The organism is Mycobacterium sp. NGS54, assembly GCF_059812465.1.
On sequence record NZ_JCALCS010000002.1, the window covers coordinates 395,902 to 407,261 of the forward strand.

At 68.3% G+C, this 11,360-nt stretch carries 15 protein-coding genes; 3 read left to right on the forward strand and 12 right to left on the reverse strand.

The features are described from left to right. The 4 genes from whiA to uvrC are packed head-to-tail and all read right to left on the reverse strand — an operon-like array spanning nt 1 to nt 4,812. Complete coding sequence (whiA, locus tag AC5Y5E_RS06480; protein ID WP_499902161.1) at nt 1–978, reverse strand: DNA-binding protein WhiA; 978 nt, start codon at nt 976–978, stop codon at nt 1–3. Then, on the reverse strand, nt 975–2,000 hold the full coding sequence (locus tag AC5Y5E_RS06485; RefSeq protein WP_499902162.1) for a YvcK family protein: 1,026 nt from the start codon (nt 1,998–2,000) through the stop codon (nt 975–977). Before AC5Y5E_RS06485 ends, whiA begins: the two co-directional genes overlap by 4 nt. After that, the gene (gene rapZ / locus AC5Y5E_RS06490) at nt 1,997–2,872 is read right to left on the reverse strand and encodes an RNase adapter RapZ (protein WP_499902163.1); all 876 of its coding nucleotides are present in this window, start codon (nt 2,870–2,872) and stop codon (nt 1,997–1,999) included. The genes AC5Y5E_RS06485 and rapZ overlap by 4 nt, the downstream gene beginning before the upstream one ends. Beyond that, nucleotides 2,869–4,812 (reverse strand): excinuclease ABC subunit UvrC, encoded by a 1,944-nt coding sequence (gene uvrC / locus AC5Y5E_RS06495; RefSeq protein WP_499902164.1) that lies wholly within the window; start codon nt 4,810–4,812, stop codon nt 2,869–2,871. The genes rapZ and uvrC overlap by 4 nt, the downstream gene beginning before the upstream one ends. 185 nt (nt 4,813–4,997) lie before the next feature. Between uvrC and AC5Y5E_RS06500 the strand changes: the two genes are divergently transcribed. Then, the gene (locus tag AC5Y5E_RS06500; RefSeq protein WP_499902165.1) at nt 4,998–5,294 is read left to right on the forward strand and encodes a YlcI/YnfO family protein; all 297 of its coding nucleotides are present in this window, start codon (nt 4,998–5,000) and stop codon (nt 5,292–5,294) included. Then, nucleotides 5,294–5,605, forward strand: a complete 312-nt coding sequence (locus tag AC5Y5E_RS06505; RefSeq protein ID WP_499902166.1) for a type II toxin-antitoxin system PemK/MazF family toxin — start codon at nt 5,294–5,296, stop codon at nt 5,603–5,605. The genes AC5Y5E_RS06500 and AC5Y5E_RS06505 overlap by 1 nt, the downstream gene beginning before the upstream one ends. A gap of 173 nt (nt 5,606–5,778) precedes the next feature. On the opposite strand, the gene AC5Y5E_RS06510 is transcribed toward AC5Y5E_RS06505, so the two are convergent. Genes AC5Y5E_RS06510 through AC5Y5E_RS06525 form a run of 4 tightly spaced genes read right to left on the reverse strand, consistent with a single transcriptional unit; the run spans nt 5,779 to nt 8,683 of the window. Continuing rightward, nucleotides 5,779–6,447, reverse strand: coding sequence for a hypothetical protein (locus tag AC5Y5E_RS06510; RefSeq protein ID WP_499902167.1), 669 nt, complete (start codon nt 6,445–6,447; stop codon nt 5,779–5,781). 18 nt (nt 6,448–6,465) lie between these two features. Next, the gene (locus AC5Y5E_RS06515) at nt 6,466–6,930 is read right to left on the reverse strand and encodes a PH domain-containing protein (protein ID WP_499902168.1); all 465 of its coding nucleotides are present in this window, start codon (nt 6,928–6,930) and stop codon (nt 6,466–6,468) included. After that, the gene (ribH, locus tag AC5Y5E_RS06520; protein ID WP_499902169.1) at nt 6,927–7,409 is read right to left on the reverse strand and encodes a 6,7-dimethyl-8-ribityllumazine synthase; all 483 of its coding nucleotides are present in this window, start codon (nt 7,407–7,409) and stop codon (nt 6,927–6,929) included. Before ribH ends, AC5Y5E_RS06515 begins: the two co-directional genes overlap by 4 nt. Beyond that, complete coding sequence (locus AC5Y5E_RS06525) at nt 7,406–8,683, reverse strand: bifunctional 3,4-dihydroxy-2-butanone-4-phosphate synthase/GTP cyclohydrolase II (protein WP_499902170.1); 1,278 nt, start codon at nt 8,681–8,683, stop codon at nt 7,406–7,408. Before AC5Y5E_RS06525 ends, ribH begins: the two co-directional genes overlap by 4 nt. Before the next feature lie 205 nt (nt 8,684–8,888). Here AC5Y5E_RS06525 and AC5Y5E_RS06530 point away from each other — a divergent pair, with 205 nt between their 5' ends. Next, entirely contained in the window at nt 8,889–9,260 is a 372-nt protein-coding gene (locus AC5Y5E_RS06530) for an Mtp family mycobacterial-type pilin (protein ID WP_499902171.1), read from the forward strand. Between the two features lie 209 nt (nt 9,261–9,469). Here AC5Y5E_RS06530 and AC5Y5E_RS06535 read toward each other — a convergent pair whose 3' ends face one another. The 4 genes from AC5Y5E_RS06535 to AC5Y5E_RS06550 all read right to left on the reverse strand — a co-directional run bounded on the left by AC5Y5E_RS06535 (nt 9,470) and on the right by AC5Y5E_RS06550 (nt 11,303). Further along, the gene (locus AC5Y5E_RS06535) at nt 9,470–9,766 is read right to left on the reverse strand and encodes a CopG family transcriptional regulator (RefSeq protein ID WP_499902172.1); all 297 of its coding nucleotides are present in this window, start codon (nt 9,764–9,766) and stop codon (nt 9,470–9,472) included. Nucleotides 9,767–9,947: 181 nt separating this feature from the next. Further along, complete coding sequence (locus AC5Y5E_RS06540; protein WP_499902173.1) at nt 9,948–10,214, reverse strand: hypothetical protein; 267 nt, start codon at nt 10,212–10,214, stop codon at nt 9,948–9,950. Continuing rightward, nucleotides 10,211–10,507, reverse strand: coding sequence for a hypothetical protein (locus AC5Y5E_RS06545; RefSeq protein WP_499902174.1), 297 nt, complete (start codon nt 10,505–10,507; stop codon nt 10,211–10,213). The genes AC5Y5E_RS06540 and AC5Y5E_RS06545 overlap by 4 nt, the downstream gene beginning before the upstream one ends. A gap of 178 nt (nt 10,508–10,685) precedes the next feature. Continuing rightward, nucleotides 10,686–11,303: a riboflavin synthase gene (locus tag AC5Y5E_RS06550; protein ID WP_499902175.1), complete on the reverse strand. Its 618-nt coding sequence runs from the start codon at nt 11,301–11,303 to the stop codon at nt 10,686–10,688. Nucleotides 11,304–11,360: the final 57 nt, after the last annotated feature.

Consider the following 11,360-nt stretch of genomic DNA (forward strand, 5'->3'; position numbering starts at 1 on the left):
TTAGGCATCCTCCAGCAGGTCGGGCGTCACCGCCGACTCGGTGTCGGGAATGCCTTCGACCTTCGCCTTGCGGTCGGCCATCGACAGCAGGCGCCGAATGCGGCCGGCCACAGCGTCTTTCGTCATCGGCGGGTCGGCCAGGCGACCGAGCTCCTCCAGCGACGCCTGCCGGTGCTCGACGCGCAGCCGGCCGGCCGACGCCAAATGGTCCGGGACCGTGTCGCCGAGGATCTCCAGCGCCCGCTCCACCCGGGCGGCCGCCGCGACCGCCGCGCGCGCCGACCGGCGCAGGTTGGCGTCGTCGAAATTGGCCAGGCGGTTGGCCGTCGCGCGGACCTCGCGCCGCATCCGACGCTCCTCCCAGACCAGCCGGGTGTCCTGGGCCCCCATCCGGGTCAGCAGAGCGCCGATCGCCTCGCCGTCGCGCACCACCACCCGGTCCGCGCCGCGCACCTCGCGCGCCTTCGCGCTGACCCCGAGCCGGCGCGCGGCCCCGACCAGCGCCAGCGCGGCCTCCGGGCCGGGGCAGCTGACTTCCAGGGCCGACGAACGTCCCGGCTCGGTCAGCGACCCGTGCGCCAAAAAGGCCCCCCGCCACGCCGCCTCGGCGTCGCCGACGCTGCCGCCGACGACCTGGGCCGGCAGGCCGCGCACCGGGCGCCCCCGCATGTCGAGCAGGCCCGTCTGGCGCGCCAGCGCCTCGCCGTCGTTGGCCACCCGCAGCACGTACCGGGTGCTCTTGCGAATCCCGCTGGCGGACAACACATGCACGACGGCGTTGTACCCATACAGCTCGAAGATGTCCTTACGCAGCCGGCGCGCGACGTTGCCCAGATCCACCTCGGCCTCGACGACCACCCGGCCACCCACGATGTGCAGCCCGCCGGCGAACCTCAGCAGGGACGTGACCTCCGCGCGCCGCGCGCTGACCGATTTCACCACCAGGCGACTCAGCTCGTCCTTGACTTCGGTCGTCATCGCCACGCGTCGTCACCCCTCGTCTCAACGTCGACCGGCAGCTGCGCGGTGGTCCGATCCAAAGGGGCTCCTTGACCTTTGTGACCCGCTCGGACCCCGTCCAGCGCCGCCGCGAGCTTGCCCGGGTCATGTAAAGGTGTACCAGGTCGGGCCACGTCAGCGAAGTGGACCTCGGCTTGTAGCAGCGTCGCGGTGCGGCGCAGTTGCTCGCGCTCGCGTTCGCTGGGCACCCGTTCGGAGTCGATGATGATGTCGTGCACGGTGAAACCGGGTGCGTGCTGGGCCAGCACGTGCAGATGGCGCTCCACCGAGAAGCCGGCCGTCTCCCCCGGCTCCGCCACCAGGTTGAGCACCAGCGCGCGCCGGGCGGTGGTGGCCCGCAACGCCGTCGCCAGCCCCGGGACCAGCACGTGCGGGATGACGCTGGTGAACCACGAGCCTGGGCCCAGCACCACCAGGTCCGCCGCCATGATCGCGTCGACGGCCTGCCGGGTCGCCGGCGGGTCGGGCGGCAGCAGCCGCACCCGCCGCACCTTGCCGGGCGTGGTCGCGATCGCCACCTGGCCGCGGATCACCCGGAACATCCGTGGGTCGGCCTCCAGGCCGGCCACGTCGGCCTCGATCTGCAGCGCGATCGGGCACATCGGCAACACCCGGCCCTTGACGCCGAGGATGCGGCCCAGCTCGTCGAGGGCGGCGACGGGATCGGCCAGCACCTCATTGAGTCCGGCCAGCAGCAGGTTGCCGATCGGGTGCCCGGCCAGGGCGCCGGTGCCGCCAAATCGGTGCTGCAGGATGGTCGCCCACAGCCGCCCGTAAGGGCTGTCAGATGCCAACGCCGCCAAGGCCATTCGCAGATCGCCGGGCGGGACGACGTCCAGTTCGCTGCGCAGCCGGCCCGACGAGCCGCCGTCGTCGGCGACCGTGACCACTGCGGTGACGTAGGGCGTCAGCCGGCGCGCCGCGGACAGCGTCGCATACAGGCCGTGTCCGCCCCCCAGCGCAACGATGCCTTCACTCATTCGCGACCCAGATCCCGGTGCAGCACCCGCACCGTCAGCTGCGGGTTACCCCCCAAGCGCTGCATCAACGCCTCGGCGATCGCGACGCTGCGATGCTTGCCGCCGGTGCAGCCGATCGCGACCGTCATGTAGCGCTTGCCCTCCCGGCGGTAGCCCTCGACGACCAGGTTTAGCAATCGATGGTAAGCGTCGAGAAACTCGCCCGCGCCGGGCTGGCCCAATACGTAGTCGCGCACCGCGGGGTCCTGGCCGGTGAGTGGGCGCAAATCGTCGACCCAGTGCGGGTTGGGCAGGAACCGGACGTCCATCACCATGTCGGCGTCCATCGGCAGGCCGTATTTGAAGCCGAAGGACTCGAAAGTGACGCTGGTCGTTCCGGCGCCGTTGCCGCCGAACGCGCGCTCGATGCTCTCCCGCAGGCCCCGCACCGACAGCGTGGACGTGTCGATGATCAGGTCGGCGGTGGCGCGGACCGGGGCCAGCATCCTGCGCTCGGCGGCGATGCCCTCGGCCAGGGTCTGGTCGCCCTGCAGCGGGTGGCTGCGCCGGTTCTGCTCGTAGCGGCGCACCAGCATGTCGTCGGACGCCTCCATGAACACCACGCGCGGGGTGATGCTGCGGGTGGCCAACTCGTTGCGGACCTCGTCGAGGTCGCCGGTGAAGCCGCGCGACCGCACGTCCATCACCACCGCCAGCTGGGTGATGCGCGAACCGGCGGCCAGCCCGAAATCGACCATGCGCGTGATCAGCTGGGGTGGCAGGTTGTCGGCGACGTACCAGCCGAGGTCCTCGAGCACCTTGGCCGCGGTGCCCCGCCCGGCCCCCGACAGCCCCGTCACCAGGACGACGTCGATGCCCGCGTCGCCCGTCATTGCGGGTCCCCGGATTGTTCGGGTCGCAGCGCCTCGAGGACGGCCGTGGCCGTGGCCACGCCGATGCCCGGAACGGCGGTGATCTGGTCGACGGTGGCCTCCTTGAGGCGGGCTATCGATCCGAAATGCGTTACCAGCGCCTTGCGGCGGTGTTCGCCCAATCCTGGCACCGAATCGAGCGCCGAGGCGGTCATTCGCTTGGATCGCTTGCTGCGATGGTAGGCGATGGCGAACCGGTGCGCCTCGTCACGCACCCGCTGCAGCAGGTAGAGGCCCTCGCTGTTGCGCGGCATGATGATCGGGTCCGGCTCCGAGGGCACCCAGATCTCCTCCAGCCGCTTGGCCAGTCCGATCACCGCGACGTCCGTGACGCCGAGCTCGTCGAGCACGGCGCTGGCCGCGTTGACCTGCGGTGCGCCGCCGTCGACGACGTAGAGGTTGGGCGGGTACGCGAAGCGGCGCGATTTCCCTTCCGGGGAAAGCATATTGGGGTCCTGCTGCTCGCTGAGGTGGCGCGCGAAGCGGCGGCGGGTCACCTCGGCGATGGAGGCGACGTCGTCCGAGCGCCCCTGGCCCGCGGCCTCCCGGATCCCGAAGTGGCGGTAGTCCGATTTGCGGGGCAGGCCGTCCTCGAAGACCACCAGCGAGCCCACCACGTCGGTGCCCTGCACGTGGCTGATGTCGACGCATTCGATGCGCAGCGGCGCGTCGGCCAGGCCCAGCGCATCCTGAATGTTCTGCAGCGCGGCGGATCTCGCGTTGAAGTCGCCGGCGCGCTTCAGCTTGTGTTGTTGCAGGGCCTCTTTCGCGTTGCGCTGCACGGTTTCGGCCAGGGCGCGCTTGTCGCCGCGCCGCGGCACCCTCAGGGTGACGCGCGAGCCGCGCAGCCCGGACAGCCAGCTGGTCAGCTCCTCGGAGTTGGACGGCAGGCACGGGACCAGCACCTCGCGGGGAACCGGGTTGGCCGCCTCATCGGCCGAGCCGCCCAGCTCGGCCTGCTCGCCGTAGAACTGCGTCAGGAACTGCTCGACCAGCCGCTCCTCCCCGGAATCGCCGGGCTCCCCGGACTTTTCGACGATCCAGCCGCGCTGGCCGCGGACCCGGCCGCCACGCACGTGGAACACCTGCACCGCCGCTTCCAGCTCGTCGTCGGCGAAGGCGACCACGTCGGCGTCGGTGCCGTCGCCGAGCACCACGGCCTGCTTCTCCATGGCCCGCTTCAACGCCGACAGGTCGTCGCGAAGCCGCGCGGCCCGTTCGAAATCGAGCTGCTCGGCCGCGGAGTTCATCTGCTGCTCCAGGTCGCGGGCGAAGCGATCGGTCTTGCCGGACAGGAAGTCGCAGAAGTCCTCCACGATCTGGCGGTGCTGCTCGGCGCTGACCCTGCCGACGCACGGCGCCGAGCACTTGTCGATGTAGCCGAGCAGGCACGGGCGGTCGATCTGCTTGTGCCGCTTGAACACTCCGGCCGAGCACGTGCGTGCCGGGAAGACGCGGGTGAGCAGGTCCAGCGTTTCGCGGATTGCCCACGCGTGCGAGTAGGGGCCGAAATAGCGCACCCCCTTGCGTCGCGGGCCGCGGTACACCATCAGCCGCGGGAACTCCTCGTTGAGGGTGACGGCCAGCACCGGGTACGACTTGTCGTCGCGGTAGCGGACGTTGAAGCGCGGATCGAATTCCTTGATCCAGTTGTATTCCAGCTGCAACGCCTCGACTTCGGTGTTGACCACCGTCCACTCGACCTTGGCCGCGGTGGTCACCATCTGGCGGGTTCGCGGGTGCAGGCCGGCGACGTCGGCGAAGTAGGACGTCAGCCTGCTACGCAGACTCTTGGCCTTGCCGACGTAGATGACGCGCCCGTGCACGTCCCGGAACCGGTAGACGCCTGGCTCGACCGGGATGGACCCGGGCGCGGGGCGATACGTTGCGGGATCTGGCACGTACTCAGGCTAGTAGGCGGGTCGGACGGCAGTGACTCGTCGGCATCGGGTGTCGGCGGCCCCGCGTGGCTAGATAGGCCTTCGGGTCGCGCAGCCTCCAGATCGGTAAGTTCCGCGATCTTTCACCTACGTCCAGCCGAGGCAGTCAGTGCCGTTCTCGCGGCGTCGCCCGTTCCCACCAGTTGATGGGTTGGCTATCGGCAGCCACGATAAGAGATGCATACCAAACTGGTACCATCTGTGAAGTGAGCACACAGATTGCGGTCCGATTACCCGACGAGATCGTCGCCTTCATCGATGACGAGGTCAAGGGCAACCATGCTCGCAGCCGTGCGGCCGTTGTGCTGAGGGCGCTGGAACGGGAACGGCGCCGCCGTCTCGCCGAACGCGACGCGGAGATTCTCGCGGCCGGTACGTCAGCGCCGAGCGATCTGGATGCGCTGGCCGGCCACTCTGCTCGCACCTCCCTCGACATCGGCTGATGCGACCTATCCACATCGCCAGGCTCGACAAAGCCAGACCGGTCGTGATTCTCACCCGCGAGGTGGTGCGTCCACACCTCAGCAACGTCACCGTCGCCCCGATCACGACGACCGTCCGTGGACTGTCCACCGAAGTTCCGGTAGGCACGGCGAACGGGCTGAATCAACCGTCGGTGGTCAGCTGCGACAACGTTCAAACGATCCCGGTGTCTGACCTTGGTCGCCGAATCGGCTACCTCCTCGCGTCGCAGGAGCCAGCCCTTGCCGACGCCATCGGCAACGCGTTTGACCTCGATTGGGTCGTGTCATAGCCGAGAGCCAGCAAGACGCCGAAATGCATGGCTGAATAGCCGCATCGACCGCATCGACCGCATCGACCGCATCGACCGCATCGACCGCATCGACCGCATCGACAGGAATCGTCGCCGATTCTGCGAAGTCGGGGCGGAACCGGTGCCGTACGGCCGATTGAGTCACGGGCTCGTCAGGCGGTCCGCCGGTCGAGCTGCGCCTTGCGCTTCGACGCCCAGTCCCTCATCGGGAATCCCGGCTTGTCGTCACAGGCCGACAGCATCAGGGCCACCCGCGCAACCACCGCCAGCCCGTAGTCGCAGGTCCAATCCTGACGTGTCATGGTCCAGACGAGCACGCCGTCGTCGGTGGTACCGAAGAAGCTGAGCCGCATCGGCCGAAACGGCCCGGCGGGCGACATCCCCACGGCTTCACCATGGCATTTGGCGATGGCGGCGAAGCCCTTCGACACCGCGTCGTGCGCCTTCACCGCCTTGTCGTAGACGTCGACCGACTCGGCGTATTGCGCCGCGCCGCCGACACGGTAGGCCGACTCGGCGTGCTCCGCCGAGCCGGGAGGCAACAGCGGGGAACCCTTGAACAGCAGCGCCGCCGAGCATTCCGGTGGCCGCGCGCTGGTGAAGTAGTTGTCGCCTAGCGGATTCGCGGTCGCCGGGCCGAAAGGCGTGCTATCCCCGTCGGGCAAGAGCAGCTCGCGCGCCGGGATCGCCAGGTGCGCATTCGCGAGGATCCCCGGCTGACCGGGGGCCCGCACCGCTCGACCCGCCACCGAGGTTGCGCAAGAGCTCACCAGCACCGCGGCGATGACCAGCGCGGCAGCCGCTCGCACGTGACGTGCCATCGGGCGATGGTACAGCGCTCAGCTGGCGTCTGCGCGATATCGCGCGAGCAGCGACCGCACGGTGTCCATCGCTTCCACGGCGCGCTCCTTGTCGACGGCCTGGATCGCCATCAGCGGAACGTACTCGTCGTCGGGCAGGTCGATGCGGGCCCACCGCCGGCCGGCGGGAAACGACACGCCGACCACATCCGACCAAGGAATCAGCTTGTACCCGAGGAGGTTTCGCACCGAAAGCCCGGCCGGTCCCACCCGCAGCCGTGGGCGCGCGAACAGCAGCACGCCGCCGGCGATCACCAGCCCAAGGGCGGCTATCGCCACCTGATCGGAGGGGTGAAAGATCACCCCGCTGGACTGGATCGTGAGCAGCAGGCCCACCACGATGTGCGCCGCGGCGATCAGAAACGCGGCGATGTAAACGAATAACGGCGTGCGGTGGGGACGCAGCTCGACATCCCAGACCTCTCGGCTCGGCGGCGACGTCACGACCGAGCGCGCAGGTCACGCAATGTCAGGGCGGTGGCGAGGGCCGCCCCGGTGGCCTGGGCGCCCTTGTCCTCGGCCGATTCCGGAAGGCCGGCCCGGTCCAGCGCCTGCTCCTCGGTGTCGGTGGTCAGCACCCCGTTGGCCACCGGCGTCGAAGAGTCCAGCGACACCCTGGTCAGCCCCTGCGTCACGGCGTCACAAACGTAGTCGAAATGCGGTGTCTGGCCACGGATTACGACGCCCAGCGCGACGACGGCGTCGTGATTGCGGGCCAGCTCCTGCGCGATCACCGGGATCTCGATCGCCCCGATCACCCGGACCACCGTCGGATCGTCGATACCGGACTCGGATGCCACCTTGCGGGCACCGTCCAGCAGCGCGTCGCAGATTTCCGCGTGCCAGGTACTGGCCACGATTGCCAGCCGCAGGCCGGACGCCTGCAGCGGCGGCACGTCCGGGACGCCGGCCGCAGGGCTCACAAAGCACCGCCGAATTCGCCTGGCAAGTGCACGGATTCATGGAAGTCGTCGAGCCCGGCCAGGTCGTGACCCATCTTGTCGCGCTTGGTCATCAGGTAGCGGATGTTCTCGGCGTTGGCCCGCACCGGAAGCGGCACCCGCTCGATGATGTGCAGCCCGTACCCGTCCAACCCGACCCGCTTGGCCGGGTTGTTGGTCAGCAGCCGCATCGAGCGCACGCCGAGGTCGACCAGGATCTGCGCGCCGATCCCGTAATCCCTTGCGTCGGCTGGCAATCCGAGCTTGAGGTTGGCGTCGACAGTGTCGTCCCCGGCGTCCTGCAGTTGGTAGGCCTGCAGCTTGTGCATCAGCCCGATGCCGCGGCCCTCGTGGCCACGCATGTACAGCACCACGCCGCGCCCCTCGCGCGCGACCATCGCCATCGCCGCGTCCAGCTGGGGCCCGCAGTCGCAGCGGCGCGACCCGAACACATCACCGGTCAAGCATTCGGAGTGCACGCGCACCAGCACGTCGTCGCCGTCGGCGTTGGGGCCGGCGATCTCGCCACGGACCAGCGCCACATGCTCGACGTCCTCATAGATGCTGGAGTAGCCGATGGCGCGAAACTCCCCGTGCCGGGTCGGGATCCGCGCTTCGGCGATGCGCTCGATGTGCTTCTCGTGCTTGCGCCGCCACTCGATGATGTCGGCGATGGTGATCAGCGCGAGGTCGTGCTCGTCCGCGAAGACCCGCAACTCGTCGGTCTGGGCCATCGAGCCCTCGTCCTTCTGGCTGACGATCTCGCAGATCGCGCCCGCGGGTTGCAGCCCCGCCATCCGGGCGAGGTCGACGGCGGCCTCGGTGTGGCCGGGCCGGCGCAACACGCCGCCGTCCTTGGCGCGCAACGGAACCACGTGACCGGGGCGGCTGAAATCCTCGGCGACGCTGGCGGGGTCGGCCAACATCCGCATCGTGGTGGCCCGATCGGAGGCCGAAATCCCGGTGCCCACACCTTTTCTCGCATCGACGGTGACGGTGTAGGCGGTCCCGTGCTTGTCCTGGTTCACCGCGTACATCGGCAGCAGCCCAAGCCGGTCGCAGATCGCTCCGTCCAGCGGTACGCACAGGTATCCCGAGGTGTAGCGGACCATGAAGGCCACCATCTCCGGCGTCGCCTTCTCGGCCGCGAAGATCAGGTCGCCTTCGTTCTCGCGTTCTTCGTCATCGATGACGACGACGGCCTTACCGGCCGCAATGTCGGCAACCGCCCTCTCGACGGAGTCCAACCTCGTCATCTGTGCTGCCTTGCTGTCGTAGGGGCCATGGGAGCGGCCCAAGTGTTGCATCCAGTATGAACCACCACGGAAGCGCCGTTATTGCCACGGCTTTTCTGCCCGAAACCGGCCCTGGCGTAAGCCGCGTGTAAGCCCCGGCTATGAGCCACGTGTGAGGGACGGCGGATGCCGTTTTGGCCACATTCATAAGGGAAATCTGCGAGACATGAATACAAACACGCAAACCAAGACATGGGTTCGCCTGTGCACCGGTGCGTTGGCGGCCGGCGGAATGGCCGCGGCCGCGCTGGGGCTGACGTCGGGGACCGCCCAGGCGGCACCTCCCCCCGCACCCGTGAAGCACTACCACTGGTGCCCGGGCGACCAGTGGAACCCGGGTTGGGGTCCGTACCAGCACTGGAACAACTGCCGTGACTGGGACGACAACTACGGCGGACCTGCGGGGTACGGCGCCCCTCCGCCGTGGGCGCGGCCGATGCCCCCGCCGCCGCCGTGGGCGCCGTGGGCCCAGGTCGTCTGGAATGCCCAGTTCAACGACTGGGGCTACTGGGACGGCCCTGTGTGGCGCGGGCTGTAAACCAGCACACAACCACCTGATCTGAGAGCAGGCCGCTGCAGCGGCACCACACCACCGCTGCTAGCGGTCTGCTTTCGTCAGCCACTCAACGTATTTGGCGATGACGCCTCAACCTCCACTTCAGGGTTGCTGGGAAAACACCGCTGGTCGCACCCTGGTGTAGGCCAAATATGTTTGAGCGGCAGGGTATCCGCCGGTCCTTCGTGGTGTCACTTGGCGAGGTACTCGATTAGCGCGCGACGGATCGTCTCCCCCCGGCTCACACTGTCGATCCGCGAACGCTCGTCGGCGAGGGTTATCAAGTCCTCGGGCAGCCGAATCGAAAACGCCCTCGCCGCTTCACCGCCAATCGCAGGACGCCCGCGACGACGCAACTTCCCCGCAGGAATCCCATCCTCAGCTTCGGCAATCAAACGGGCGATGATTTCCTCGTCCACCGACTCCGGCAATGGGCGCTCGTCGCCCGCGTCATTGTTCGGCTCCTGCGGCCTGACGGTCCGAGGCATGCTCCTCACCTCAGGGCGCCGCACCACCTGGAAACGCCCAGACTTCGCCGCGTTGGCGACCCTCCGGCGCCCGCGCTTACTCGCGGCCTGCGCCAGATCAGACGCAGCGACGGACTTGCCCCCTTTGCCCGATCTGAGCACATTCGCGGCGCGCGCCGCGTCTTTTTTAGAAGTTCCCATTTCAGTACCTACCTCCCGTGATGCGAAGGGCTTTGTCTAGTTCCGCCTTCCGGGCCTTCATGCAATGGATCACGAGGTCTTCCTTGGCCTTGTGAAGCACGATCAGCTCGATCAAGACCGCCCCGGCCGTGAAGCCAAATACCCAGGTCCGAGGCGGATCGTCGTCGATCACGTCGTAAGAAATGTGTATGTTCTCGAGAGCGTGTCGTATGTCGTCCTCGGTGTACTCGCGCTTGAGGGCCGAGTCGTGGACCGTCAGTGGCCTCACTTGATTAACGTAACACGAAATTCCGGAGTTCCGCGTCGCAGCTTCTCGTGGGCTGCCGCCGACCGTTCCTCGGCGGCAGCGGAGCGGTCGGCGGCCGCCGCCGCTCGCTCGGCGGCCGTCGTGGCGCGGTCAGCCTGCTCTCTCGCCCCACGTTCCGCAGCCGCAGACCGGCGCGAAGAGTGCCACGACAGCCAGCCGAACATCGCGGCCACGATGACCGCCAGCCATGCCGGCACCACGTCGCCCCAGTGGACAGACAGCCAGCACAACAGCGTATGAACCCAATGCGGCACGAAAAGAAGGCTAGAGGGACAGGCCCTGGATTTGCCGTTACCCACGGCGATAGGGCCGGCGTATGGCGGACGACTGGGCTGACGAGGTGACCAGGGCCGTAAAGCAATACGTCCACGAAAACATGCCCGCTGGGGGCAGCGTGACCAGTGCTAAGAATAGGGTTGAGAAACTCGGACTTTATGCGCTTGAACTGGGATTATGCGTAATCAGCCGCTCAACATATTTGGCGATGACGTCGACCTCGAGGTTCACCTGGGTTCCGACGGGGGCACGGCCGAGGGTGGTCAGTTCCAGCGTCGTCGGGATCAGCGAGACCTCGAACCAGTCGCGCGGCTCAGCGCCCAGCCCGGACACGGTCAGGGAGATTCCGTCGACGGTGATCGACCCCTTCTCGACGACGTAGCGGGCCACCGCCGCGGGCACCTCGATCCGCACGACCTCCCAATGCTCCGACGGGGCGCGGGACACCACCTGGCCGGTGCCGTCCACGTGCCCCTGCACGATGTGTCCGCCGAGGCGGCTGTTGACGGCCGCGGCACGCTCGAGATTGACGCGGCTGCCGACCTGCAACTCGCCCAGGTTCGACCGGCTCAGGGTCTCGCCCATCACGTCGGCGGTGAACCGGCCGTCCGGCAGCAGCTCGGCGACCGTGAGGCACACGCCGTTGACGGCGATCGAATCGCCATGCCCGGCATCGCCGGTCACCAGCGGCCCGCGGATGGTCAACCGCGCGGCGTCGGCGAGCATCTCGCGGCCGGTCACCTCCCCGAGCTCCTCGACAATTCCGGTGAACATTGCACCAGGTTATCGGGCCGATACGCGGCCGGGCGGGCCCCGCGTTCGAAGAGCCGG

Coding starts and splice junctions, on each gene's coding strand:
- AC5Y5E_RS06530 (WP_499902171.1), top strand. CDS start 8,889: ATGAATACAAACACGCAAACCAAGACATGGGTTCGCCTGTGCACCGGT.
- AC5Y5E_RS06550 (WP_499902175.1), bottom strand. CDS start 11,303: ATGTTCACCGGAATTGTCGAGGAGCTCGGGGAGGTGACCGGCCGCGAG.
- AC5Y5E_RS06510 (WP_499902167.1), bottom strand. CDS start 6,447: ATGGCACGTCACGTGCGAGCGGCTGCCGCGCTGGTCATCGCCGCGGTG.
- AC5Y5E_RS06500 (WP_499902165.1), top strand. CDS start 4,998: ATGGGTTGGCTATCGGCAGCCACGATAAGAGATGCATACCAAACTGGT.
- AC5Y5E_RS06485 (WP_499902162.1), bottom strand. CDS start 2,000: ATGAGTGAAGGCATCGTTGCGCTGGGGGGCGGACACGGCCTGTATGCG.
- AC5Y5E_RS06535 (WP_499902172.1), bottom strand. CDS start 9,766: ATGCCTCGGACCGTCAGGCCGCAGGAGCCGAACAATGACGCGGGCGAC.
- whiA (WP_499902161.1), bottom strand. CDS start 978: ATGACGACCGAAGTCAAGGACGAGCTGAGTCGCCTGGTGGTGAAATCG.
- rapZ (WP_499902163.1), bottom strand. CDS start 2,872: ATGACGGGCGACGCGGGCATCGACGTCGTCCTGGTGACGGGGCTGTCG.
- AC5Y5E_RS06505 (WP_499902166.1), top strand. CDS start 5,294: ATGCGACCTATCCACATCGCCAGGCTCGACAAAGCCAGACCGGTCGTG.
- AC5Y5E_RS06525 (WP_499902170.1), bottom strand. CDS start 8,683: ATGACGAGGTTGGACTCCGTCGAGAGGGCGGTTGCCGACATTGCGGCC.